The organism is Thalassobaculum sp., assembly GCF_040219215.1.
GTDB lineage: Bacteria > Pseudomonadota > Alphaproteobacteria > Thalassobaculales > Thalassobaculaceae > Thalassobaculum_A.
On record NZ_JAVJSX010000015.1, the window covers coordinates 66343 to 90884 of the forward strand.

At 67.4% G+C, this 24542-nt stretch carries 20 protein-coding genes; 9 read left to right on the forward strand and 11 right to left on the reverse strand.

The genetic code is table 11. From position 1 onward, the window contains the following. Positions 1-34: 34 nt before the first annotated feature. Positions 35-841: an FG-GAP-like repeat-containing protein gene (locus RIC54_RS12875; RefSeq protein WP_350092274.1), complete on the reverse strand. Its 807-nt coding sequence runs from the start codon at positions 839-841 to the stop codon at positions 35-37. A 135-nt stretch (positions 842-976) separates the two neighbouring features. Between RIC54_RS12875 and RIC54_RS12880 the strand changes: the two genes are divergently transcribed. After that, entirely contained in the window at positions 977-3325 is a 2349-nt protein-coding gene (locus RIC54_RS12880) for a molybdopterin-containing oxidoreductase family protein (protein WP_350092277.1), read from the forward strand. Here the strand turns inward: RIC54_RS12880 and RIC54_RS12885 are convergent. The 9 genes from RIC54_RS12885 to RIC54_RS12925 all read right to left on the reverse strand — a co-directional run bounded on the left by RIC54_RS12885 (position 3299) and on the right by RIC54_RS12925 (position 11883). Next, complete coding sequence (locus RIC54_RS12885; protein ID WP_350092280.1) at positions 3299-3982, reverse strand: PAS domain-containing protein; 684 nt, start codon at positions 3980-3982, stop codon at positions 3299-3301. The genes RIC54_RS12880 and RIC54_RS12885 overlap by 27 nt on opposite strands. A 134-nt stretch (positions 3983-4116) precedes the next feature. Continuing rightward, complete coding sequence (locus RIC54_RS12890) at positions 4117-4773, reverse strand: peroxiredoxin-like family protein (protein WP_350092283.1); 657 nt, start codon at positions 4771-4773, stop codon at positions 4117-4119. A 107-nt stretch (positions 4774-4880) separates the two neighbouring features. Continuing rightward, a complete protein-coding gene (locus RIC54_RS12895; RefSeq protein ID WP_350092286.1) occupies positions 4881-5276 on the reverse strand; it encodes a RidA family protein in 396 nt (131 codons plus the stop codon). Positions 5277-5301: 25 nt separating this feature from the next. After that, positions 5302-6336 carry a betaine--homocysteine S-methyltransferase gene (gene bmt / locus RIC54_RS12900; RefSeq protein ID WP_350151073.1) on the reverse strand — a complete coding sequence of 345 codons (1035 nt, stop codon included), beginning with the start codon at positions 6334-6336 and terminating at the stop codon, positions 5302-5304. Between the two features lie 19 nt (positions 6337-6355). After that, a complete protein-coding gene (locus RIC54_RS12905; RefSeq protein ID WP_350092292.1) occupies positions 6356-6625 on the reverse strand; it encodes a DUF1289 domain-containing protein in 270 nt (89 codons plus the stop codon). 160 nt (positions 6626-6785) lie between these two features. Next, positions 6786-7358, reverse strand: coding sequence for a DJ-1/PfpI family protein (locus tag RIC54_RS12910; protein WP_350092295.1), 573 nt, complete (start codon positions 7356-7358; stop codon positions 6786-6788). Positions 7359-7515: 157 nt separating this feature from the next. Continuing rightward, positions 7516-8859 carry an MFS transporter gene (locus RIC54_RS12915; protein WP_350092298.1) on the reverse strand — a complete coding sequence of 448 codons (1344 nt, stop codon included), beginning with the start codon at positions 8857-8859 and terminating at the stop codon, positions 7516-7518. After that, positions 8856-10622: an ABC transporter permease gene (locus tag RIC54_RS12920; RefSeq protein ID WP_350092301.1), complete on the reverse strand. Its 1767-nt coding sequence runs from the start codon at positions 10620-10622 to the stop codon at positions 8856-8858. The genes RIC54_RS12915 and RIC54_RS12920 overlap by 4 nt, the downstream gene beginning before the upstream one ends. A 40-nt stretch (positions 10623-10662) precedes the next feature. After that, positions 10663-11883: an ABC transporter substrate-binding protein gene (locus RIC54_RS12925; RefSeq protein WP_350092304.1), complete on the reverse strand. Its 1221-nt coding sequence runs from the start codon at positions 11881-11883 to the stop codon at positions 10663-10665. A gap of 201 nt (positions 11884-12084) precedes the next feature. Between RIC54_RS12925 and RIC54_RS12930 the strand changes: the two genes are divergently transcribed. Both RIC54_RS12930 and RIC54_RS12935 read left to right on the forward strand, forming a co-directional pair. Further along, positions 12085-13140, forward strand: a complete 1056-nt coding sequence (locus RIC54_RS12930) for a hypothetical protein (protein WP_350151076.1) — start codon at positions 12085-12087, stop codon at positions 13138-13140. Between the two features lie 208 nt (positions 13141-13348). Then, positions 13349-14527 (forward strand): tetratricopeptide repeat protein, encoded by a 1179-nt coding sequence (locus RIC54_RS12935; protein WP_350092310.1) that lies wholly within the window; start codon positions 13349-13351, stop codon positions 14525-14527. A gap of 21 nt (positions 14528-14548) precedes the next feature. Here RIC54_RS12935 and RIC54_RS12940 read toward each other — a convergent pair whose 3' ends face one another. After that, positions 14549-15256: a class I SAM-dependent methyltransferase gene (locus RIC54_RS12940; RefSeq protein ID WP_350092313.1), complete on the reverse strand. Its 708-nt coding sequence runs from the start codon at positions 15254-15256 to the stop codon at positions 14549-14551. A 176-nt stretch (positions 15257-15432) separates the two neighbouring features. On the opposite strand from RIC54_RS12940, the gene mdh reads away from it, so the two are divergent. The 6 genes from mdh (at position 15433) to lpdA (ending at position 24507) form a co-directional block, all read left to right on the forward strand. Further along, positions 15433-16386, forward strand: coding sequence for a malate dehydrogenase (gene mdh, locus RIC54_RS12945; protein ID WP_350092316.1), 954 nt, complete (start codon positions 15433-15435; stop codon positions 16384-16386). Positions 16387-16577: 191 nt separating this feature from the next. Further along, on the forward strand, positions 16578-17747 hold the full coding sequence (sucC, locus tag RIC54_RS12950) for an ADP-forming succinate--CoA ligase subunit beta (RefSeq protein WP_350092319.1): 1170 nt from the start codon (positions 16578-16580) through the stop codon (positions 17745-17747). Continuing rightward, positions 17747-18622 carry a succinate--CoA ligase subunit alpha gene (gene sucD / locus RIC54_RS12955; RefSeq protein ID WP_350092322.1) on the forward strand — a complete coding sequence of 292 codons (876 nt, stop codon included), beginning with the start codon at positions 17747-17749 and terminating at the stop codon, positions 18620-18622. The genes sucC and sucD overlap by 1 nt, the downstream gene beginning before the upstream one ends. A 174-nt stretch (positions 18623-18796) precedes the next feature. Then, entirely contained in the window at positions 18797-21688 is a 2892-nt protein-coding gene (locus RIC54_RS12960; protein WP_350151078.1) for a 2-oxoglutarate dehydrogenase E1 component, read from the forward strand. 81 nt (positions 21689-21769) lie between these two features. Next, positions 21770-23059: a 2-oxoglutarate dehydrogenase complex dihydrolipoyllysine-residue succinyltransferase gene (odhB, locus tag RIC54_RS12965; RefSeq protein ID WP_350151080.1), complete on the forward strand. Its 1290-nt coding sequence runs from the start codon at positions 21770-21772 to the stop codon at positions 23057-23059. Positions 23060-23097: 38 nt separating this feature from the next. Next, on the forward strand, positions 23098-24507 hold the full coding sequence (gene lpdA, locus RIC54_RS12970) for a dihydrolipoyl dehydrogenase (RefSeq protein WP_350092328.1): 1410 nt from the start codon (positions 23098-23100) through the stop codon (positions 24505-24507). Positions 24508-24542 lie beyond the last annotated feature (35 nt).

The following is a 24542-nucleotide window of genomic DNA, read 5'->3' on the forward strand; positions in this document are numbered from 1 at the left end:
TCGTCGTTTTGGCGGGACCGCCTCCGCCTCTCTCCTAGTTCCGGATCTCGAGCACCGTGCCGTCTTCCAGCGGAACGGCAATGGTGCGGGAACCGGCGGCACGGATCTGACCCCCGACTCGAGCCGGCAACGGGTGGCGTGACAGCGCGCGAAGGCCGCCTGCGAACGTCACGAACACTACCTGCCGGCGGGACAGGTCGGGGACCGCGAGATCGGCGGTCCCGTTTCCATCGAGATCGACGGCCACCGCCAGCGACAGAACCCGCGAGCCGATGGCATGGCTTGAGTATCCCGACTGCGGGCCTGCAACCCGAACCAGCTTGCCTTCCCGAAGAGCCAGCAGTTCCAGAACCCCGCTGAGGTGCGGTGTCCGGACGACGGCAATGGATCGCCTTCCGTCGCCGAGGAAATCGGCGATCGCCGCGATCGAGAGCCAGCGGTTGCGCTGGCCGATCGGGTCGCTGGCGGCGACTTCGACCAGCGATCCCGAGTTCACCGCGTAGACGGCCACGGCGGCGCCGGCGTCGAGGTCGGAGCGGATGGTCACCACCTCGATGCGCCCGTCGCCGTCGAGGTCGGCCAGCCGTGGGGTGATGTCCTCGAAGACCCGGTGGTCCGGCAACACGTGCTCGTGCCGTTTACCGTGATCGTCGAGTACCACGAGGCTGCCGGCCTCGATTGCATCGCCGAGCACGCCGTGCCCGTAGCGCGTGGTCGGCCGTTCGTACCAGGCCTGCAAGGCGCCGTGCCCATCGGCCACCGCTATGTCTCCGTCCGGCAGACGCTGGGCGGATGCCGATGCGATCGACCAGCCGGCGAGTATCAGGAGGAGAAGCGGCATTCCGGCTGTCATCCAATGGATCCCCTGTTCGACCATCTGGTTCGTGTGCGAGTCTGGGCAGCGTGTTCGGTTGATCCTACCCGTCGCCCGCCGGGATTAAACGGCCAGGCTGCTGCGGCATTCCGTGAGGCCCACATGTCTATTGTCACCCGTACCCCTGCTTTCTGCACGCAGTGCCGGTCGCGTTGCGGCTGTGTCGCCGTGGTCGAAGACGGCCGCCTGACCGGCATCGAGCCGCTGCCGGAACATCCAACCGGGGAGAAGCTGTGCCCGAAGGGCCGTGCAGCGCCGGAATTGGTCTACCATCCCGACCGTTTGACCCGGCCGATGCGCCGCACCGCGCCAAAGGGATCGGCCGATCCCGGCTGGCAGCCGATCACCTGGGACGAGGCGCTGGACGAGATCGCCGGCCGGCTGCTGACGGTCGCGCGCGAACACGGTCCGGAGCAGGTGGCGTTCTCGGTCACCACGCCGAGCGGCACCCACATCTCCGACTCGATCTCCTGGATCGAACGGCTGATCCGCGCCTATGGCAGCCCGAACACCATCTACGGCACCGAGATTTGCAACTGGCACAAGGATTTCGCCAGCCGCTTCACCTATGGCACCGACATCGGCACGCCGGACTTCGCCAATACCGAATGCGTGGTGCTGTGGGGCACCAACCCGTCGGCCACCTGGCTTGCCCGCAATGTCGAGGTGCTGAAGGCGGTCCGGCGCGGCGCCAGGCTGCTGGTGATCGACCCCCGGCCGACCGCGCTGGCCCGGCGGGCCCACCAGTGGCTGGCGGTCCGGCCGGGAACCGACCAGGCCCTTGCCCTTGGCCTTGCCCATCTGCTGATCGGGCGTGGCGCGTTTGACCAGGAGTTTGCCGTACGCTGGACCAACGGCCCGCTGCTGGTGCGCGAAGATACCGGCCGCCTGCTGCGCGAGGCGGACCTGACCGCCGAAGGGCGCGTCAACGTGGCGATGGCGTTGGACGGGGATGGGGGCCTGCTGCGCTACGACACCGCCCGCGGCGTCTGGCTGGACGATGCGGAGCCTGAACTTTGCTCGCAGACCACCGTGGTGGGGCTTGCCGGTTCGATCGCCTGCCGCAGCGCCTTCGAGCTCTACGCCGGTGCCGCCGCCGCATGGCCACCGGAGCGGGTGGCGGCGGTGACCGGCGTTCCCGAGGCTGCGTTGGCGAATGCCGCCCAGATCCTGGCGAGTGCGCCGAGCGTCGCCTACTACGCCTGGAACGGCGTCGGCCAGAGCCCGACCGCCACGCAGACCGATCGGGCGATTTCCCTGCTGTACGCCCTGACCGGCAGCTACGGGAAGGCCGGCGGCAACGTGCCGGGCGGCGCGGCGGCGTTCGCCGACATTTCAGGCGGGGATCTGATCAGCCCCGGGCAGAAAGCCAAGGCGCTGGGCCTGGACGCCCGGCCGCTGGGGCCGGGGCTGAACGGTTGGGTGACGGCGCGTGACGTCTGGCGGGCGGTCCTGGAACGCGATCCGTATCCGGTCCGAATGCTGGTGTCGTTCGGCACCAACCTGCTGGTCTCGCAACCCGATACCGATCTGACCGAGCGTGCGCTGGCGGCACTCGATTTCCACGTCCACACCGACTTCTTCGTGAACGCCACGGCGCGGTTTGCCGACATCATCCTGCCGGCGGCGACGTCGTGGGAGCGCGAGGGGCTGCGCACCGGATTCGACGGCAGCCTTGAGGGGCTGCGCCGGGTGCAGCTGCGCCCAGCGGTGGTCGCGCCGGTCGGCGAGGCACGTGCCGACACCGACATCGTGCTGGCGCTGGCGGAGCGGCTGGGCCTGTCGGGACAGTTTTTCGACGGCAGCGCCGACGCCGGGCACGATCATGCGCTGTCTCCGGCCGGTCTGACGGTCGCGCAGCTTCGGGCGGCACCGGAAGGGGTGGCAGTCGACGGCACCGCTGTCCTGGAAGCCCATGCTGTTGCTGACGTAGACGGGGTGCCACGCGGCTTCCCGACACCGAGCCTACGCTTGGAGATCTATTCCGAACGGTTGCACGGCCATGGCCAGCGTCCGGTTCCGTCCTTCGATCCGCAGGACTTGATCCCGGCCGATCCGCGCTATCCGCTGCGGCTCGGGTCGGCCAAGACGGTGGCGTTCTGCCACAGCCAGCACCGCAACATCGCGTCGTTGCGTCGGTTGATGCCCGATCCGGTCCTGGAGATGGCCGAGGCGGACGCGGCGGCGCGCGGCCTGTCGCGCGGCGACTGGGCGGTGGTCCGCACGGCGCGCGGCCGGACGGTGGCGCGGGTGTCGATCGTTCGCGACCTGCCGCCCGGCGGCGTGTTTGGCCAGCACGGCTGGTGGGTGGACGGGCCGGCGGGCAGTCCGTACGACGCCGCGCATCCGTTGGCGGCCAACATCAATGCAGCAATCCCGACCGCGAAGGCCGACCCAATCAGTGGCTCGATTCCGCTGCGCTGCTCATGGTGTGAGGTGAGCCGAATCTGAAGGGCCGATCCGGCCGGTGCGGCGCGGCAGGTCCTCGATCTCGGCGGGGGTCAGGATGCGCTGACCGACCGGCAGGTTGCCGACCAGGAAGCGGGCGCAGCGCCGGTCACCGTCGGCCAGCGGCAGGATCAGCCGGCGCCAGGATCGGACGCTGAGATACGGCGGTGACGCGTGCTCGGTGAACAGCGGAGCCGGGCGCCGGTAGATGGCGCGGTAGCACGATCGGTACAGCAGGGCGGCCGCGGTCTTCGTCGTGCGGTTCATTTCCGACACCCGAAATCCGGTCCAGTCTCGCGCCGCCTTGTCGGCGACGTTGGTGCCGTAGACCCGGTAGGTCGCATCGAATCCGTCGCGCTCGACCTCCAGCATCATCAGGTTGCCGAGCGCCGGCACCAGATCGAGCACGTCCAGGTCGCGGCGGTCGGGAATGCCCTGGCGTGCCTTGGCCAGGGCTTGCCAATGCTCCAGCAGGAACGCGTGCTTCGGTTCTTCAAGCTGGCCGGGGCTGGTGATCCAGGCGATCTGCTCGACCGCCGGATCGATGGCTTTCACCACGGCGGCGTCGACCACACCGTCGAATCGCAGCACCTGGTCCGCCGATCCCTCGATTGCAGCATCCGAGGGATCAATCCATGCAATCTCGTCGACCTGGGTCATGCTCTGTCCAGCCAGCGTCGGCCATGTGTCTGGAGACCGGCCGTCGTCAGTCTACGGTGCGGTCCCGTTTCGGCTGTACAGTATGCCGCAAGCAGGTTTCGAACTGGTTAAGGAATCACGAGAACGACGAGTTATCAGGCTTTTTCGACCGAATGTTGAACGACGTTTAGGACATCCACTGGGTCTTGGCGCTTCGTGTAGTCGGGATCAACGTCCGCCAGGACGACCCGGCTGTGCCGGTCGATCACGACGGTCCCGGGGATCGGCAACTCCCACGATCCGTCGCCGTTGCGTTGCTCCAGGTCGTTGCCGTTGCGCCGGAAGGTCTCGATCAGCTCGTCGCTGAGCCTGAACGCCAAACCGAACCTCCGGGCGACCGCGTTGCCATGGTCGCTCAGCACTTCAAAGGCTAGTTCGTTGCGCTCGGCGGTCGACAGCGACTGGTCGGGCTGTTCCGGCGAGATCGCCACCACACTGGTGCCGAGTGCGCGGATCCGGTCAAGTTGGGCCTGATAGGCGCGCAGTTCCAGATTGCAGTATGGGCACCAGCCACCCCGGTAGAATGTGATGATCAGCGGCCCGCGGCCGACCAGGTCCTTCGATCGAATCGTATGACCGCGAGCGTTCGGAAGCTCGAAGTCCGGCATGGCATCGCCAACGGCAAGCGCGCGGTTCGCGATGCCGGTAGCTCGCAGCGCGTCGATTCCACGCTCGTATGTCGCAATCATCTCGGCGCCGCGCTTCTCGGTCACTGCCTGCTTTATGTCGGCCAGTTCGTCCTGAAAGCTCATCATTCTCTCCGTCCCTGGGCTTCAGTTCAGAGAATGACATCCGCAGTGGGGCCGCAAGGACCGGCAGCGTCGCCGATCTGCTTCCGTCGCCGCTTCAATTGAAGTGTTCAGGGCCGCTTTGCGACGAAATCGATCTCCACCAGGGCGCCCCGGGCGAGCCCGGTGACGCCGATACAGGTGCGTGCGGGGCGACGGTCGTCGGGAAAATACGAGGCGTAGACCGCGTTCATGGCCGCGTAGTCGCGCTCGAAATGGGTGATGAACACCCGGGCCTGCAGCACATGCTCGAAGCCGAGCCCAAGGCCGGAAAGGACCCGCCCCAGGTTGTCCATGGTCTTGGCGGTTTGCGCCTCGACACCATCCGGCAGCGGCGTGTCGTCATCATCCGGATCGGTGGCCAATTGGCCGGTGACCAGAACCCAGCCGCCGGTCTCGACCGCGTGGCTGTACGGGGCAACGGGGGCCGGAGCGCCGGCCAGAAGGTGAAAGATCGGATCGGCCATGGGTTCGTCGCTCCTGCTCGGTGGATCAGGCCCGGCGGCGGCGCGGGCGCCGCGGCTCGCTGTCTGCGCGCGGGTCGGAATCGGCGAGGCGCCCCGGCTTGGCCCATGGCGCGCCGAGCACCTCGGTCACCCGCGCCAGATCCGGTCGGGAACCGGGGAGATAGCCGTCCAGCGCGTCGGCGATCGCCTTGACGTGGATGGCGGTCGACCCGCAGCAGCCGCCGATGATGCGCGCGCCGGCGTCGCGGACCAGCCGGGCGTAGGCGGCCATGGCCTCGGGCGAGCCGTTGTAGACGATGGCACCCTCGACGTATTGCGGGATGCCGCAGTTGCCCTTGGCGACCACCACGGCGCCCGGCGCCGCTGCCGTGATGCCGAGGATGGTGTCGACCAGCTCCGCCGGTCCGACCCCGCAGTTGGCGCCGATGGCGGCCGGCACATGCTCAAGGCCTTGCGCGAACTCCGCGAACTCCGCCGGGGTGACGCCCATCATGGTGCGGGCGTTGGTGTCGAAGGTCATGGTGACGACGATCGGCAGCCCGGTGCGGGCGCCGCCGATGACCGCGGCCAGCACCTCCTCCGGTGCCGACATGGTCTCAACCCACAGCACGTCGGCTCCACCCTCGGCGAGGCCGGCGGCCTGTTCGGCGAACGCCTCGGCGGCGTCCTCGGCGGTCAGTGCGCCCAACGGGACGAACAACTCGCCGGTCGGTCCCATCGAGCCGGCCACCAGGGCCTGCCGGCCGGTTGCGGCGGCGTGGGCGTCGACCTCGCGCCGGGCGATGGCGGCGGCGGCGGCGTTGAGTTCGCGCACCCGATCCTGGGCATGGTGCAGCTTGAGGCGGAAGCTGGAGCCGCCAAAGCTGTTGGTCAGTACGAGATCGGAGCCGGCTTCCAGGAAGTTGCGGTGAACCGTGGCGACCCGGTCCGGATGCTCGACGTTCCACAATTCCGGAGAGTCGCCGGTTTCCAGTCCGAGGGCGAACAGGTTGGTCCCCATGGCGCCGTCGGCGATCAGGTGGCCGCGTTCGGCGAGCAGGTCGGTCAGGCAATCGGCCACGGCAGGGGCTCCCGTCTCGTCAGGGGGTGTTGGTCGAATCCATGCGGGCCTGCCGCCGGCGGGTCACGCGGCGGCGGTCCTGGCCGGCGTCGCGTTGCCGCTCCCGCAGGCGTTCAAGCACTTCGAGGCGCTGCGGGTCGGGGTAGCGCGACCAGTGCGCGATTTCCTCGATGGTCCGCCAGCAGCCGAGGCAGAACTTGGTGTCGCGGTCGATCTGGCAGACCCCGACGCATGGACTGGCGATCGTGCGTGGCGCGTCAGCGGACGGAATGGATGGGGATGTTGTCATGGCCCGACACTAAGTGGATTCGGGACCGGATGCCCCAACGAAAAACGACGCCGACCAGTCTGGCGGCGTCGTTCAATCGCAGTCATCCGATCAACGGGATCGTCGATGACGAAGAGGTGGCCGTGCCTGGGCGAGTCCCGCGCTGCGGGACCCGGCCGGTTCAGGCGGCCTTGGCGTCTTCCTTGTTGTGGTAAGCGGCAACGACCTCGACGAAGCGATCCATCGCCTCGCGAACGCCCTCGACGCCATTGGCGGTTACCAGGTTGCCCTCGACGACAACCGGGCCGGCTTCCCAGCTCGCGCCGGCGGCTTCCAGGTCGGCCCGGGCTTCCTCGCTGGAGGTCACGGTCCGGCCCTTGGCGTCTTCGGTGACGACCAGCAGTTTGCCGGCGTCGCCCGTCACGGCCACCGGCATGCCGGCGCGCATGAACGCCTTCAGGACGCGCTTGGAGTGGGCTTCCTCGGCGAGCTTCTCGACCGCCCGGATGCCACCCGGCACCACGAGGCCGTCGAAATCAACCGCCAGGGTCTCGGCCAGGTCGACGTCGACCGGGAAGAAATGACCCCAGGAGCCTTCGTACCAGCCGTTGACCAGACCATTGGCCCGCGACACCACCTTGGTGGTGGCACCGGCCTCGATCAGCTTCTTCTGCGGCTCGGTGAACTCGATCTCGTCGAAACCATTGGCGAGCATGATAGCAATGACGCGTCCGGCAAGCGGCTTATCGGCCATACAAAACCTCCTCTAGATGTTTTGGCATCGCGCCGAAAACGAACCTTCAACCGGCTCAAAGGCGCGAGCGACGCGCGCGCCGGACGGGATCCGACCGGCGGGGCGCGTGAATGATGGGAACTCGAAGGCGCTCACATAGCCCCTGGGGCGCCGGATTTCAACCCTGTTCCGGGGGCGTCCGCGACACCATGCCGCGCCCGTCGTCGTCGGGCGGGGCGGAACCGGCGGGCGTCGGCTCGGTTGGGCCGCCGGCCAATGACGGATCCGGCGTGGCCTCGGCGTCCGAGCGCGGGTCGAGCGTGTTGATGGTCGGCGATGTGCCCGCGGTGGCGACGAAGTCCGGGCGAACATCGGGATGCGGCGCCGACCGGACCCGCATCCGCACAACCACGAAGGCCGCGAACCCGGCATACACGACGGCGATGTAGGGGAACAGCAGGTCGGTTCCGGCCAGGCCGGTCGCCCAGGAGGCGATCATCGGGCCGACCACCGCGCCGGCGGCGTAGATCATCAGCATGCCCGACGAAGCCTCGACGAAGCCGTCGGACTCGACGAAATCGTTCATGTGGGCGACGGCCAGGGCGTAGACCGGCATGGCGGTCAGGCCGAACAGGAACGCTCCGACATACAGGCCGGGCACGAACATGACCGTCACGAACGGCAGGAGTCCGCCCATCAGCACGACACCGACGGCAGCGGCGAGGATCACCCGGCGGCGGTCGGTCCGGTCGGACAGCTTGCCCAGCGGGTATTGTCCGATAGCGCCGCCAAGGACAACCAGGCTCATGAAGGCCGCCACGCCGTTGATGTCGAGGCCGCTGCCGGTCGCGAACAGCGGCGCCAGCGACCAGAACGCGCCATTGCCGAGCCCCACGGTGAAGGCCCCCATGAAGCCGACCGGCGAGATCCGGTAGAGCCGCAGGATCCGAATCTTAGTGCTCTGCAACGGCGCGGGGGCGAGCGAGGTCGTCAACGCAACCGGCAGGGCGGCCAGCGAAACCAGGATCGATGCCAGGGCGAACGGCGCGAACGACGCCGGGTTGTAGAGCGTCAGCAGCATCTGGCCGGCCATGATCACGGTCAGGTTGATGACCGTGTAGATCGACATGACCGTGCCGCGGGTCTCGTTGGTGGCGCGTTCGTTCAGCCAGCTTTCGATCACCATGTACAGGATGGCGAAGGCGAAGCCGGTCAGCGCCCGCAACGGCCACCAGGCCCAGGGCTCGGTGATCAGCGCGTGGGCCAGCGCGACGGTCGATGCCAGGGCGGTGGCGGCCGTGAAGGTCCGGATGTGCCCGACCCGGCCGACGACGATCGGCCCCGACAGGCATCCAAGCGCAAATCCCAGGAAGTACGCCGATCCCATGATGCCGATGGCGACCGGGCCGAACGCCTCGATCTCGGCGCGGATCGGCAGCAGCGTCCCCTGCAGGCCATTGCCCATCAGCAGCAGCGCGACACTGATGAGCAGGGCCCCAACCGGGGCGACAACCTTAATCATGGAATCCTCGGCGATGCATCCGGCCCAGTGTGCCGCGCCGGGCCCGTCCTTGAGAACCCCTCACGGTGGTGCCCGTTCCGATCGATCGCTGCCGCAGCGCCTCGTCGTCTCCTGAACAGCAGCGATGGGAGGAACTGCGCGGCGGCGAACGCCACCATGGGAACCGCCATCTGCAGCAGCCCGAACGCGCCGATGACCCGGCGGTCGCCGCCGCCAGCCAGCGCCACCGCCTCGGTGGTCAGGGTGGTGAGGCGTCCGGCACCGGCGAACAACGTCGGCAGGTACTGCGCGACCGAGACCGACACCCCGACCGCCATCGCCGTCAGCATCGGACGGAGCAGCAGCGGCAGCGTGACCCGCAACAGCACCCGGCCCGGGCCGTGTCCGAGGGTGCGGGCGGTCTGCGCCCAGCGCCGGTCGAGCCGGCGCCAGGACCCGGCGAGGGACAGGAACACATAGGGTAGGACGACCACCAGATGAGCCCAGATCAGCGCACCCCAGCTTCCGTCGATGCCGGTGGCGGCGAACAGCACCTGCAGGCCGAACAGGAAGGCCACCTGCGGCATCAGCAGAGGCACGTAGAGCACCCAGTCGATCCAGGGTGGCGGCCGAAGGCCGCGTCGGGTCTCGTTCTCCAGGCAGCCAACCACCAGGACGGTCGCAACGCCGGCGCTGACGACGGCCGTGAGCACCGTGACCGACAGCGTACCGCCCAGGATGGGCGCCGCGCCGACCCACGCGCCGAGCCCGGTCGTCGCCGGCAATGCGTCGGGGAACCGCCACGATCCGGCGACCGACCACACCGCAAGGCCGAGCAGGGCGGCACCGGCGGTCGCCGCGCACAGCGGCGCCAGCGCGCCCAGCGGCAGACGCAGCCAGTTCTCGTGTCGTCCGTTGACCCCTTGCGCCAGCCACCCACGGCCGAGCCGGGCGACCAGCCGCTCGGCGACCAGCCAGGTCGCGATGGCGGCGGCGGTGACGGCGACCTGCAGCAACGCGCCGGCCGAGCCGAGCAGGCGCCGGTCGAGGTCGGGGTCGCCGGTCCAGCCGACCACCCGGACCGCCAGTGGCGCGGGCGTGGTCGGGCCCAGCAGCACCGCCATGTCGACCACCGATGTCGAGAACGCGATCACCGCCAGCACCGGCAGACGCAGCCGGGTATAGACCCGAGGCAGGACCACGACGATCCAGGCGGTCATCGGCCGGCAGCCTAGGCTGCGGGCGGCGGCGTGCAGGCGCGTGGCGTCAAGCCGGTCCAGCGCGGCCAGGGTCATCACGAACAGGAATGGCACTTCCTTCAGCAGCAGCCCGAACCCCAGGGCGATTCCCCAGGGGTCGTGCAGGATTGCCAGGTCCGGCGGTCGGTCCCAGCCCGTGGCCCAGGGTGACAGCAGACGCGCGATCCAGCCGCTGGGCGCCAGCAGGAAAGCCAGTCCCAGCGCCACCGTTGCGTGCGGTACCGCCAGGAGCGGCGACAGCAGCCGGCCGATCCAGGCGAACGCCGTGGTGCCGTAGCAGGCCGCCGCGAAGCCGAGAGCGGCCAGGAAGGCCGCGGCACTGGCGCCCAGCCCGACGCCGAAGGACAGACCGACCGATCGCAGCAGGCCGGGCTGGCCGAGAAGATCGCGCCACGGATCCAATGAGATCGATGACCGCCCGAGTGCAGGCAGCCAGCCGAAGGCCGGCAGTACGGTTCCCGCAAGCCCGACCGCAATCGGCCCCAGCATCGCCAGCAACGCCAGGGCCGGGAACATCCGGATCATGGAGGCCCGACGGTCGGGTCGGTCGTGCCGGTGCGACGGATCATCGGCCGGCGGCGTAGCGACGTTCCCACTCGGCCTCCAGCCAGGCGGACCAGCTCGGATGCGGCTCCGCCAGCGCCGGGCCGAGCTGCTCCGGCGACAAGGTGGCGATGCCGAGCGGCAGATCGGCGAAACGCCGGCGATCGGCCGGCGGCAGGGCGGCGACGTCCAGCACCGTGAAATCGCCCCATACCCGCGGGTCCTGCTTGTGGGCCTGGGCCTCCGGCGACATCAGGAAGTCGGCGACGACCATCGCCGCCTCCTTGCCCGCCGCGTTGAACGGGATTGCAACGAAATGCGTGTTGGACAGGGTACCGCCGTCCAGGGTGCTGGTGCGTACGGTGTCCGGCAGGGTCCCCGCCGCGATCGCGGCGCTGGCCTCGGCCGGGTTGAAGGCCATGGCCATCGAGACCTCGCCGTCGGCCAGCAGGCGTTGCAGCGCCGGGCCGCTCTGCGGGTACGTCCGGCCGTCCTGCCAGAGTGAAGGCCGGATCCGGTCGAGCCAGGCCCATAGGGGCGCCGACACGGCAGCGGCGTCGACGGCGTCGACCGGCTTCGCCAACACCGTCCGGTCCGCCACCAGCCCGACCAGCGCCTGCTTCAGAAAGGTGGTGCCGATGAAGTCCGGCGGTTGCGGATAGGTGAAGCGACCGGGCTCCTGGATGATCCAGTCGGCCAGCGCGGCAAGGGTGCGCGGCGGCGTCGCGAGATGGGCGGTATCGTGGAAGAACACGAACTGCGCCATGCCCCACGGCGCCTCCAGCCCGTCGGTCGGCACCGTGAAATCGACGGTGGTCGTCGGTTTACCTTGAACATCGACATGCCGAAAGTTCGGCGCCTGCTCCACCCAGGGACCGTGCAGCAGGCCGGCCCGCTTCATGGCGGCGAAGTTCTCGCCGTTGATCCAGATCAGGTCGACCGATCCGCCGCTGTTTCGTCCGGCGGTCTTCTCGGCCACGACCCTGGCCACGGCGTCGGCGGTGTCGGCCAACTTGACATGCACCAAACGTATCCCGTGACGCTCGGCCACCCGCTCGCCTACCCAGGCGATGTAACCGTTGATCTGGGCTGAGCCACCCCAGGCGTTGAAATGAACGGTCTGGCCGCGTGCAGCTTCGACCACTTCGTTCCAGGGTCGAGAACCCGCCGCTGCCGGGGTAACAGCAACGAGCAGCAGAGCAATCAGCAGAATTCGGAAGGCATCGAGGCGGCGGCTTGGCATCGTCGTTCTCGATCGCTGTTCGGCGGGGCGTGACGATAGCCTGCGCCCGGAGCGGAGGTCATGCCGCGATCGATCACAAATCGGTTAGAATGGCGCGATCGGTTGCGTTTTAGCTAAAATACCATTAAACCTTCATCCAAAGACCGCGGAAGCGGAGAGCCGGGTCGGAAGGAAAACGCGATCCGGATGGTGGGGGACAAGATGCCGGATGCTATGCGGCCCGGGTCGGTCATCGCCGACTTCGATCGTGATTCGATCCACACTTTGCCGTTGTCGGTGCTGCCGATTTCGAACACCGCGCTCAGCAAGGCGCGCCTGATCAAGAACCATCGCCTGGAAACCCGCATCGAGCTGTTCCGCGAGGCCGGAATGGGATCCGGCCAGATCGCGATCGACGAAGTTCCGGACTTCTTTCCCGGTGAACCGGGCGCCCTGCAGGACGACCTCTCGCTGCTGATGCGGATCGGCCAGCTGCCGGCCTTCGATCCCTACAGTCTGCGAATCGGCCTGCGGCAGGCGGGCATCGACGTGCTCACCGTCGACGCGCTGCAGCTGTCGCCGGCGAAGCGTGCCGAACTGCTGCCGCTGATGCGGAACATCACCCGTCCGCTGATCGCCCATCTCTACGGCAACGGCGGTGTCGATCCGGACGACCTGAATGCTCTGATCCGCCTGATCGCCAACCCGGACACGCCCAAGGTGCGTGCCCGCATCCAATCGATGACAGCGGGACTTCAGGTCAGCCTGGACGCGTTGCCGGACATGCTTGAAGACTATGGCGACACCTATCTGGCGCTGTCCTACTACCGCAGCTACTTCCAGTATGCGTTCCCGGTGCTGAAGCGCATCCAGGACTGGATGCATGAGGTGATGGACAACTCTTACCTGCAGAAGAATGCCAACGCGCAACGCTCCTTCAAGGAGGTCGAGGATGTGCTGGTCCATGTCTCGGCATCGGTGACCCGCCGGTTCGACGGGTTCGACCGCAACACCGAGATCAACTGGGACAAGGTGACGGTCGGTACCTTCCGCCATGTTCGGGACCTGATCTCCCAGCACCAGCGGTCACTGGCGGAAGTGATCTGCGGCCTGACGGTGAAGATCTACGAATGGGAACAGCGGTTTCCCCAGGGCGGTGGCAGTCCCGACAAGCGGGCCGAGTTCGTCACCACCGACCTCAAGCCCGGGATGGACGGCCTGTGGGGCGTCGAGCGCCGGGCCCCGAAATTCGACGATCCGGGCCGCGCCGGGGCCTGACCGGCTGCCGTTCCGGTCGCAAGTTCAAACACCGATATCGATCCCTCCGACCCCCTCTGCTATCGTTCGGCGAGCATCGGCCGCGGTTCGGCAAGTGGATGGGGAACGTCGTCGTGCCGGCGGCGTTTGCTTCCGGTAGCGCGTGCCGCGCATCCCAGGCGGCACAGGCGCGCTGTACCGACGTACTATCGGCTCCGGGGGGTGGCGCATGGACTTGACGCTTGTTGGCTATACCGTGTCCGTGTTCGTCACGCTGCTGGCGCTCAGCACCTACTCCCATTGGGGAGTGGCGGAGGTGCACACCTACACAATCCCCCCTTATCTTGAAGAGCGCGGCTACTCTTCGAAGATCGTGGCCAATCAGGTCGTCGACTCGATGCGGCGGATCCAGCTCGAAGTGGCCTCGCTGCGGGAAACCAAGGTCGTGGTCCAGGGCCAAGCCCAGCCGATCGGCGACGTCGCGTCGTATTTCGGGATTGTCGAGCTGCTGCGCGCCACCGAAGGCTTGCTGGGCCTGGAACCGCATCGCGTCGAGCTCGAGATCACCCAGAACGAGGAAACCGCGCACTGGCGTATCCGCGGCGACCATATCGTCCATGGCTTCACGATCCGGCAGGGTGACCTGCCGCTGAAGGACCCCGACGCTCTGATCGACTATCTCGGCCTCCAGGTGGTCAGCTATGTCTCGCCGTTCGAGGCGCTGGCGTTCCATTTCATTCAGGATTCCGAGACCGGCGAATACGAAACCACCATCGAGGCGGCGTCCGAGCTGCTGGTCGACTGCAAGCAGCTCTTCTCCTGGGCGTGCACCGACTCCAACATCAAAAACGCCTATCTGCTGCGCGGCATGGCGAACCTGTATTCCGACCAACTGCCCCGGGCCTTCGACGACTTCGCGGCGGCCAACAAGATTGGCGCCGAATCCGCCCTTGGCGTGGCGTTCTACGGCGACGCCTTTGCGGCGCTGGGACAGGAGGAGGCCGCCAAGCGCGAATACGCCAAGGCACGGTCGCTCGATCCAGATATCGGCGAACGGTTCCTTGCCCTGGCCACGGGCTACGCCCAGGGCGGCAAGCACCGGCTGGCCGACCGGCGGTTCGCGACGGCGGCCGAACTCGGCTTGGTGTCGGACACGCTGATGGCGGGCTGGGGCGACACGCTGTTCAAACTGGGATGGTACGAAAGCGCACTCGAGAAATACCGCTACGCCGAGGCTTTCGACACCACATCGGAACTCTACGCCGACCGGATCGACCGGGCGCAGAAAGCCCTGGACGATTCCAAGGCGGCGCCGGCAGGCAAGTCGGGGACCCCTGAAAAGCCCGCGGCGATGGGCGAGACCAAGCCGGTTCAGCCGGCGGAACCGGCACCCGCTCCTACCAAGTGAGTGTCTGCCGGCACCCTGTCCTTACGGTGCTTTGAGCACCAGGTTGACGAAGATCGCGGGCAGGTAGTGGCGCGCCAGCGGCAGCTTGGGCTGCTCGGCCTGACCGCGCAGGATCTCGAGGTTCCGGTCCGGCGGGAAGCTCAGTTCGAACAGCCGGCTCTCGATCTCGAACGGAGTGCGATCCAGATCGACATTCCCGTCGACCGTGATCTTGTAGGCGGCGTCCAGCCCGGTGCCGGTGGCGCTGTAGTACATGTCGACGGGGCTCAGGTCCGGGAACAACTCCATCAGCCCGCGGAACGAGAACCGCCAGTAGTCGTCCGGGTAGCCGTGAAAGGCCTGCACCCACGGGGTGGCCACGTAGAGCGTGCCGCCGGGCGCCAGCAGGCCGGCGAGGTTGTCGGCGGCGGTAAACGGGCGTTTGACGTGCTCCAGAACGTGCTGGCACAGGATCAGCCCGAAGCGCCGGTGCGCGAGCGCTGCGTCCAGGCGCTCGAACGGCCAGCACAGATCGGCGACGACGTCGACGCCATCGCCGTCGGCGACGTCGAGCCCGGTGAAATCGCGGCCGTCCAACTGGCGCCGCCAGCTCCGGTCGGAGCGGTCCACGACGGCTTCCCGGGCCCCGACCTGCAGGACCGGATCGGTCGTCCCGGCGGCCAGAGCCGTGGTTTCGGCCTCGGTGGTGGTCGAGACGACGTTGATCTTGCCGGTCGCGGGCTGCTCCATCGGCAAACACTGACCGCTGGATGGCCTGTGATCAACCCGCCGCCCGGCGCCGGGCGCTTGCCCCATCCGGCAATTCGGGGTATGTCCCGCCGCGCACGCCCTTGGCCGCCGACGGCCGTTCTCCGCCGCCGGCCGCTGCGGGTATTGAACGCCTCATCGCTGCGACAGGGGAGATCATGGCTCGCAACAAGATTGCGCTCGTGGGCGCCGGCAATATCGGTGGCACGCTGGCTTTGCTGGCTGGCCTCAAGGAGCTCGGCGACATCGTGCTGTTCGACATCGTCGACGGCGTGCCGCAGGGCAAGGGTCTCGACATAGCCGAGGCGTCGCCGGTCGAGGGCTTCGATGCCTCGGTCACCGGCGCCAGTGACTACTCGGCGATCGCCGGGGCCGACGTCGTCATCGTGACCGCTGGCATCCCGCGCAAGCCCGGCATGAGCCGGGATGACCTGATCGGCACCAACACCAAGGTGATGAAGTCGGTCGGCGAAGGCATCAAGAAGAACTGCCCCGATGCCTTTGTGATCTGCATCACCAACCCGCTGGACGTCATGGTCGGCGTGCTGCGCGACGCCTGCGGGCTGCCGTACGAGAAGGTGGTCGGCATGGCCGGCGTGCTGGACGGCGCGCGGTTCCGCTACTTCCTGGCCGAGGAGTTCAAGGTCTCGGTCGAGGACGTTACGGCCTTCGTGCTGGGCGGCCACGGCGACACCATGGTGCCGCTGACCCGCTACTCCACGGTTGCCGGCATCCCGGTTCCCGACCTGATCAAGATGGGCTGGACCACCCAGGAAAAGATCGACGCGATCGTCCAGCGCACGCGCGACGGCGGCGCCGAGATCGTCGGCCTGCTGAAGACCGGGTCGGCGTTCTACGCTCCGGCCAGTTCGGCGATTGCCATGGCCGAGGCCTATATCCGCGACAAGAAGCGGGTTCTGCCGTGCGCGGCCTACGTCAAGGGCGCCTATGGTCTGGACGGCCTGTATGTCGGCGTGCCGGTGGTGATCGGCGCCGGTGGCGTGGAGCGGATTGTCGAGATCGCGTTGAACGCCGAAGAAAAGGCGATGTTCGACCATTCGGTCGGCGCCGTCCGCGCGCTCAACGAGGTCGTGGTGAAGCTCGGGAGCTGATCTGTGCACGGTCGGGTCAGGCCGGTTGCCCCGGCCCGGCCCGGCTCGTACAGTAATGCGCCCTACACGCAAGCCGGAACCGAGATGGCCGACGCGCCCGTGTCCGACGCAGAGTGCAGCGAGGCGGCCGGCGTCGCGGCCATCCGGACGGACGCCGCGCTTGGCGGCTGCAATACGATGAGCGGGGAACCATGAACATCCACGAGTATCAGGCCAAGGCGCTCTTGGCCAAGTTCGGCGTGGCAGTGCCGCGCGGCGGGGTGGCCTTCACCCCGGACGAAGCGGTCAAGGCTGCGGAGAAGCTCGGCGGGCCGGTCTGGGTCGTCAAGTCGCAGATCCACGCCGGCGGCCGCGGTAAGGGCGGCGGCGTCAAGGTCGTCAAGTCGCTCGACGCGGTGAAGGCCGAGGCCGAACGCATGCTCGGCATGACCCTGGTGACCCATCAGACCGGGCCGCAGGGCAAGGAGGTCAAGCGCCTCTACATCGAGGATGGCTGCGACATCGCTCGCGAGCTGTATCTGTCGCTGCTGGTCGATCGCGCGACCAGCCGGGTGACGGTGATCGCGTCGACCGAAGGCGGCATGGACATCGAGGAAGTCGCCGCTCACACCCCGGACAAGATCCTGAGCGTGGCGATCGATCCGGTCGTCGGCATGAGCGCGCACTATGCCCGCCGCATTGCCTTCAGCCTCGGGCTCGAGGGCAAGCAGGTGTCTTCGGCGGTCAAGTTCCTGATCTCGCTGTACAAGTCGTTCGTCGACCTGGACGCCTCGATGATGGAGATCAACCCGCTGGTGGTGACCGGTGCGGGCGACATCATCGCGCTCGACGCCAAGATGAACTTCGACGACAACGCCCTGTTCCGGCACCCCGACATCGCCGAGCTGCGTGACGAGGACGAGGAGGATCCGGCGGAGCTCGAGGCCGGCAAGCACGAACTCAACTACGTCAAGCTCGACGGCAACATCGGCTGCATGGTCAACGGGGCCGGTCTGGCCATGGCGACCATGGACATCATCAAGCTGGTCGGCGGGGAGCCGGCGAACTTCCTCGATGTCGGCGGTGGCGCCACCAAGGACCGGGTGACCGCGGCGTTCAAGATCATCCTGTCGGACAAGAACGTCGAAGGCATCCTGGTCAACATCTTCGGCGGCATCATGCGCTGCGATGTGATCGCCGAGGGCGTGGTGGCGGCGGCCCGCGAGGTCAGCCTGCACGTTCCGCTGGTGGTACGTCTGGAAGGCACGAACGTCGAATTGGGCAAGCAGATCCTGGCGGATTCCGGCCTGCCGATCGTGTCGGCGGACAATCTCGGAGACGCTGCAGAAAAAATCGTCAAAGCGGTGAAGGAGGCGGCCTGATGTCGGTTCTCGTCGACAAGAACACGAAGGTCATCTGCCAGGGCTTCACCGGTAGCCAGGGAACCTTCCACTCCGAGCAGGCCATCAAGTACGGCACCAAGATGGTCGGCGGCGTCACCCCCGGTAAGGGCGGCCAGAGCCATCTCGGCCTGCCGGTGTTCGACACCGTGCACGAGGCGGTCGCCAAGACCGGAGCGAATGCCAGCGTGATCTATGTCCCGCCGCCGTTCGCCGCGGACTCGATCCTGGAGGCGGTCGACGCCGAGTTGCCGCTGGTGATCTGCATCACCGAAGGCATCCCGGTTCTCGACATGCTGAAGGTCAAGCGCGCGCTGTCCGGCACCAGGACCCGACTGATCGGACCGAACTGCCCGGGCGTGATCACGCCGGACGCCTGCAAGATCGGCATCATGCCGGGCCACATCCACAAGCGCGGCAAGATCGGCATCGTGTCGAAGTCGGGCACGCTGACCTACGAGGCGGTGGCGCAGACCACGGCGGCCGGGCTGGGCCAGTCGACCTGCGTCGGCATCGGCGGCGATCCGGTGAACGGCACCAGCTTCATCGACGTGCTGGAGATGTTCCTGGCTGACGACGAGACCCAGGGCATCATCATGATCGGCGAGATTGGCGGGTCGGCCGAGGAAGAGGCGGCCGAGTTCCTGAAGAGCTCGAAGGTGAAGAAGCCGGTGGCCGGATTCATCGCAGGCGTGACGGCTCCTCCGGGTCGGCGCATGGGCCATGCCGGGGCGATCATCGCCGGCGGCAAGGGCGGCGCCGACGACAAGATGGAGGCGATGCGGGCGGCCGGAATAAAGGTGTCGGCCTCGCCGGCCAAGCTGGGCGAGACGATGCTCGCGGCCATCAACGGGTGATGCGGCAGGGGCGGGACTCGGTCCCGCCCTTGATCTGCAGGGCGGATGAGACGACCATTTGTTAAGGAATCGGTGTCTACCATCGGGCCTGAGATGAACGGCTGGCACAGCCGGCCCAAGTGTCGGGCTTGCCGGATGGCGTCGAGCCGGGGGTGACGAGAGGCGTGAACGATCATGTCGACGGATGATCTCGATCTGACCTTCCTGAACGGTGCGAACGCCCCGTTCATGGCTGAACTCTACGCGCGCTACCTTGCGAAGCCGACCTCGGTGGACGAGAGCTGGCGCAGCTATTTCGACCAGCTTCAGGACGAGGCGGGGGCCGCCGCGCACGATGCCGACGGTCCGAGCTGGGCGCCGCGCCGCACCAAGGTAATCGGTGCGGCCGACCCCGCGAACGAGAACGCCAGATCCGGCAACAAGGCGCCGGCGGCGGCGGACGTCCGGGCCGCAACGCTGGACTCGCTGCGGGCCATCATGCTGATCCGCGCCTACCGCATCCGCGGCCATCTTCGGGCCAAGCTGGATCCGCTCGGGCTGGACGAGCCGACGCCGCACCCCGAACTCGACCCGGAGACCTACGGCTTCACCGACGCCGACTGGGACCGGCCGATCTTCATCAACCATGTACTCGGGCTTGAGACCGCGACCCTTCGCGAGATCATGGACCTGCTCGAGGCGACCTATTGCGGGTCGATCGGCGTCGAGTTCATGCACATCCAGGACCCGGCCCAGAAGGCCTGGATCCAGGAGCGGATCGAGCAGATCCGCAATCAGACCGACTTCACCGACCGGGGCAAGCGCGCGATCCTCGACCGCCTGACCGCCGCCGAGTGCTTCGAGAAATTCCTGGCCGTCAAATATGTCGGCACCAAGCGGTTCGGCCTCGACGGCAGCGAGACGCTGATCCCGGCGCTGGAACAGATCCTCAAGCGCGGCAGCCAGATCGGCATCGAGGAAGTCGTGCTCGGCATGTCGCACCGCGGCCGGCTGAACGTGCTGTGCAACTTCATGGACAAGCCGTTCCGCGCGATCATCTCGGAGTTTCTGGGAAACCCGGCGAACCCGGAAGATGCCGGCGGTTCGGGTGACGTGAAGTACCACATGGGCGTGTCGGCCGACCGTGAGTTCGACGGGGCAAACGTCCACCTGACCCTGAACGCCAACCCGTCGCACCTGGAGATCGTCAATCCGGTGGTGCTGGGCCGGGTGCGCGCCAAGCAGGTGCAGCGCGGCGACAAGAACCGCAAGAAGGTCATGGGCGTCCTGCTGCACGGCGATGCGGCGTTCGCCGGCCAGGGCGTGGTGGCGGAGACCTTCGATTTCTCCAGCCTGCGCGGCTACAAGACCGGCGGCACCATCCACATCATCGTGAACAACCAGATCGGTTTCACGACCAGCCCGCACTACTCGCGATCGTCGCCGTATCCGACCGACATCGCGAAGATGGTGATGGCGCCGATCTTCCATGTGAACGCCGACGACCCGGAGGCGGTCATCCACGTCACGCGGATCGCCACCGAGTTCCGCCAGGAGTTCGGGGTCGACGTTGTGGTGGACATGATCGGCTACCGCCGCTTCGGCCACAACGAAGGCGACGAGCCGACGTTCACCCAGCCGCTGATGTACGCCAAGATCGGCTCCCAGCCGACCACCCGGCAGATCTACGCCGATCAGCTGACCCGCGAGGGCGTAATCGCCGAAGGCGAGGGTGACCGGCTGGTCGAGGAACAGAACGCCTATCTGGCCCAGGAGTTCGAATCCGGCCTGTCCTACAAGGCCAACAAGGCCGACTGGCTGGAAGGCAAATGGTCCGGCATCAAGGTGGCGTCCGGTGACGCGCGGCGCGGCGAGACCGCCGTGCCCGTCGACGAGCTGAAGCGTATCGGCAGCAAGCTGTGCGAGGTTCCCGAGTCCCTCGACATCAATCGCAAGCTCACCCGTTTCATCGAGGGGCGGCGCAAGGCGGTGGAGAGCGGCGAGGGCGTCGACTGGTCGTTCGGCGAGGCGCTGGCGTTCGGATCGCTTCTGGCCAGCGGCGTCCCTGTGCGCCTGTCCGGTCAGGATTCCGGCCGCGGCACGTTCTCGCAGCGCCACTCGGTCTACATCGACCAGACCACCGAGGAGCGTTATGTCCCCCTGAACCACGTCAAGGAGGGCCAGGCGCAGTACGAGGTGATCGACAGCCCGTTGTCGGAGGCTGGCGTGCTCGGCTTCGAATACGGCTACAGCCAGGCCGAGCCGAACGCGCTGGTGATGTGGGAGGCGCAGTTCGGCGACTTTGCCAACGGCGCCCAGGTGATTGTCGATCAGTTCATCTCGTCGGGCGAGGCCAAGTGGCTGCGCCTTTCAGGGCTGGTGATGCTGCTGCCGCACGGCTACGAGGGCCAGGGCCCCGAGCACTCGTCGGCCCGGCTGGAGCGCTATCTCCAGCTGTGCGGCGAAGACAACATGCAGGTCGTGAACTGCACCACGCCCGCCAACTACTTCCACGTGCTGCGTCGTCAGCTCAACCGCGACTTCCGCAAGCCGCTGATCGTGATGACGCCGAAGTCGCTGCTGCGCCACAAGCTGTGCGTCTCGACGTTCGCGGAAATGGGCGAAGGCACCACTTTCCACCGGGTCCTCTACGACAACGAGATCCTGTGCGACGACAAGGACGTCAAACGCGTCGTGCTCTGCTCGGGCAAGGTCTACTACGACCTGTACGAGGAGCGGGCCAAGCGGGGCATCAAGGACGTGTTCTTCCTGCGGCTGGAGCAGCTCTATCCGTTCCCGCAGAAGGCTTTGCTGCATGAACTGTCGCGCTTCCCGCAGGCCGACGTGGTCTGGTGCCAGGAGGAGCCCCAGAACATGGGGTCCTGGACGTTCCTGGACCGTCGGCTGGAGGATGTGCTGATCGAGCTTGACGGCGCCTGCCGCCGGCCGCGTTACGTCGGACGGGCGGAAGCCGCGTCGCCGGCGACCGGCAACCACGGCCGGCACGTCCGCGAGCAGCAGAAACTGGTCGACGAAGCACTTACTGTCAGCGCGACGGTCCGCAAGGGCCGACTGGCCGCCGAGTAGGCCGCAAACAACCAACCCTTGGGAACGAGCGGCCAAGGCCGCTTGTTGCCGTCCGAACGACAGACAAGAGGCGCATAGGCGATGGCGACGCAGATCACCGTTCCGGCACTCGGCGAATCCGTGTCCGAGGCGACGGTCGCGAAGTGGATGAAGGCGGTGGGCGACGCCGTCAAAGCGGACGAGCCGTTGGTCGAACTGGAGACCGACAAGGTTACCCTGGAGGTCAACGCACCGGCCGCCGGCGTGCTGACCGAGATCGCCGCCAAGGAGGGTGCCGAGGTCGCGGTGGGGGCCCTGCTCGGCACCATCGACGAGACCGCCAAGGCGTCCGCACCGGCGAAGAAGCCGGAGGCGCCCAAGGAGGCCCCGAAGGAGGCGGCAAAGCCGGCTCCGGAAGCCAAGAAGGCCGAGGCTCCGGCGGCATCCAAGCCGGCCGCAGCGGCGGCTTCAGGCTCGTACGACGTCAAGACGCTGTCCCCGGCGGTGCGCAAGCTGGTCGAGGACAACGACCTTGACCCCGGCAAGATCAAGCCGACCGGCAAGGACGGCCGGCTGGTGAAGGAGGACGTGCAGAAGGCGATCGAGGCGGGCAACGCCAAGCGCACCTACTCGGCCGCGCCGGCTGCCGGTTCGGCGCCCGCGGCCGGTCCGCTGCCGCCGCGCCCGGACGATCCGCGCGAGGAGCGGGTGAAGATGACCCGCCTGCGTCAGGCCATTGCCCGGCGCCTGAAGGAAGCCCAGAACACGGCGGCCATGCTGACCACCTTCAACGAGGTGGACATGACGGCGGTGATGGCCCTGCGCAACGAGTACAAGGACAGCTTCGAGAAGAAGCACGGCGTGAAGCTCGGGTTCATGAGCTTCTTCGTGAAGGGCGCGCTGGCCGCGCTGAAGGAACTGCCGGCGGTCAACGCCGAGATCTACGGCGACGAGATCGTCTACAAGAACTACTTCGACATCGGGGTCGCGGTCGGCACGCCCCAGGGCCTCGTGGTGCCGATCCTGCGCGACGCCGACCAGCTGTCGTTCGCCGGGGTCGAGAAGGCGATCAACGAACTCGGCCTGAAGGCCCGCGACGGCAAGCTCAGCCTGGCCGACATGCAGGGCGGCACCTTCACGATCTCGAACGGCGGCGTGTACGGCTCGCTGATGTCGACGCCGATCCTGAACCCGCCGCAGTCCGGTATCCTGGGCATGCACAAGATCCAGCCGCGCCCGATGGCGATCGGCGACAAGGTCGAAGTGCGGCCGATGATGTACCTGGCGCTCAGCTACGACCACCGGATCGTCGATGGCCGCGAGGCGGTCACCTTCCTGGTCCGGCTCAAGGACGCGATCGAGGATCCGCGGCGCCTGCTGCTGGATCTCTGAGCGCGGCCACGCCAACAACTTCGAAACCCGAGGAACCGATGTCGGACACCTACGATCTCGTGGTCATCGGCGCAGGCCCCGGCGGCTACGTCGCCGCCATCCGCGCCGCCCAGCTCGGCCTGAAGGTGGCGTGCGTGGAGAAGCGCTCCGCCCTCGGCGGAACCTGCCTGAACGTCGGCTGCATTCCGTCCAAGGCGCTGCTGAACGCTTCGGAGAAATTCTCCGAGGCGGAGCACCACCTGTCGGATTTCGGCATCCAGGTCGGCAAGCCGAAGCTGGACGTCAAGGCGCTGATGGCCCGCAAGACCGCGATCGTCACCGGCCTGACCGACGGCATCGCCTTCCTGTTCAAGAAGCACAAGATCGACTGGGTCCAGGGCACCGCCAAGATCACCGCGCCCGGCAAGGTCGAGGTGGCGCCGGACGGCAAGGGCAAATCCCAGACCTTGAACTGCGAGCGCATCCTGATCGCCACCGGTTCGGAGTCGACCCCGCTGCCGGGGGTCGAGGTCGACGAGAAGAAGATCGTCACGTCGACCGGCGCGCTGGAACTGACCAAGGTACCGGGGCATCTGATCGTCATCGGCGGCGGCGTGATCGGACTCGAACTGGGCTCGGTGTGGAAGCGGCTGGGCTCGAAGGTGACGGTGGTGGAGTTCCTCGACCGGATCGTGCCGGGCACCGACACCGACACCGCCAAGCGCTTTCAGCGCGTGCTGGCGAAGCAGGGCCTGGAATTCAAGCTCGGCGCCAAGGTCACCGGCGCGAAGACCACCAAGACCGGGGTCAAGCTGACGGTCGAGCCGGTCAAGGGCGGAGACGCCGAGGAGATGACGGCCGACGTGGTGCTGCTGTCGATCGGCCGCCGGCCGCTGACTGCCGGACTCGGCCTGGAGGCGCTCGGCGTCGAGCTGGACAAGCGCGGCGCCATCCTGGTCGACGCGGATTTCGAGACCAACGTGAAGGGCATCTTCGCGATCGGCGACGTGATCCCCGGGCCGATGCTGGCCCACAAGGCCGAGGAAGACGGCGTGGCCGCCGCCGAGATCATGGCCGGCCAGTCCGGCCACGTGGACTACAATCTGGTTCCGGGCATCGTCTACACATGGCCGGAACTGGCGACCGTCGGTCAGACCGAGGAGCAGTTGAAGGAAGCCGGGGTCGAGTACCGCAAGGGCGTGTTCCCGTTCTCCGCCAACAGCCGGGCCCGCGCCAACCTGGACTCCGAAGGCCAGATCAAGATCCTGGCCGACGCCAAGACCGACAGGATTCTCGGCGCCCACATCCTGGGCCCGGACGCCGGCACGCTGATCCACGAGATCTGCATGGCGATGGCGTTCGGCGGCTCGGCCGAGGACGTCGCCCGCATGTGCCACGGCCACCCGACCCTGAACGAAGGCATCAAGGAAGCCGCCCTGGCGGTCGACGGCCGGCCGATCCACATCTGATCCGGGACCCACGCGGCGACGGACCGAACAACGCC

Bases quoted from the DNA above. Each gene is read 5' to 3' on its own strand.
- RIC54_RS12960 (WP_350151078.1), top strand. From the start codon at position 18,797: ATGTCGACGGATGATCTCGATCTGACCTTCCTGAACGGTGCGAACGCC.
- mdh (WP_350092316.1), top strand. From the start codon at position 15,433: ATGGCTCGCAACAAGATTGCGCTCGTGGGCGCCGGCAATATCGGTGGC.
- RIC54_RS12875 (WP_350092274.1), bottom strand. From the start codon at position 841: ATGCCGCTTCTCCTCCTGATACTCGCCGGCTGGTCGATCGCATCGGCA.
- RIC54_RS12935 (WP_350092310.1), top strand. From the start codon at position 13,349: ATGGACTTGACGCTTGTTGGCTATACCGTGTCCGTGTTCGTCACGCTG.
- RIC54_RS12920 (WP_350092301.1), bottom strand. From the start codon at position 10,622: ATGATCCGGATGTTCCCGGCCCTGGCGTTGCTGGCGATGCTGGGGCCG.
- RIC54_RS12885 (WP_350092280.1), bottom strand. From the start codon at position 3,982: ATGACCCAGGTCGACGAGATTGCATGGATTGATCCCTCGGATGCTGCA.
- RIC54_RS12915 (WP_350092298.1), bottom strand. From the start codon at position 8,859: ATGATTAAGGTTGTCGCCCCGGTTGGGGCCCTGCTCATCAGTGTCGCG.
- sucD (WP_350092322.1), top strand. From the start codon at position 17,747: ATGTCGGTTCTCGTCGACAAGAACACGAAGGTCATCTGCCAGGGCTTC.
- lpdA (WP_350092328.1), top strand. From the start codon at position 23,098: ATGTCGGACACCTACGATCTCGTGGTCATCGGCGCAGGCCCCGGCGGC.
- RIC54_RS12895 (WP_350092286.1), bottom strand. From the start codon at position 5,276: ATGGCCGATCCGATCTTTCACCTTCTGGCCGGCGCTCCGGCCCCCGTT.
- odhB (WP_350151080.1), top strand. From the start codon at position 21,770: ATGGCGACGCAGATCACCGTTCCGGCACTCGGCGAATCCGTGTCCGAG.
- RIC54_RS12880 (WP_350092277.1), top strand. From the start codon at position 977: ATGTCTATTGTCACCCGTACCCCTGCTTTCTGCACGCAGTGCCGGTCG.
- RIC54_RS12890 (WP_350092283.1), bottom strand. From the start codon at position 4,773: ATGAGCTTTCAGGACGAACTGGCCGACATAAAGCAGGCAGTGACCGAG.
- RIC54_RS12930 (WP_350151076.1), top strand. From the start codon at position 12,085: ATGCCGGATGCTATGCGGCCCGGGTCGGTCATCGCCGACTTCGATCGT.
- RIC54_RS12940 (WP_350092313.1), bottom strand. From the start codon at position 15,256: ATGGAGCAGCCCGCGACCGGCAAGATCAACGTCGTCTCGACCACCACC.
- RIC54_RS12905 (WP_350092292.1), bottom strand. From the start codon at position 6,625: ATGACAACATCCCCATCCATTCCGTCCGCTGACGCGCCACGCACGATC.
- sucC (WP_350092319.1), top strand. From the start codon at position 16,578: ATGAACATCCACGAGTATCAGGCCAAGGCGCTCTTGGCCAAGTTCGGC.
- RIC54_RS12925 (WP_350092304.1), bottom strand. From the start codon at position 11,883: ATGCCAAGCCGCCGCCTCGATGCCTTCCGAATTCTGCTGATTGCTCTG.
- RIC54_RS12910 (WP_350092295.1), bottom strand. From the start codon at position 7,358: ATGGCCGATAAGCCGCTTGCCGGACGCGTCATTGCTATCATGCTCGCC.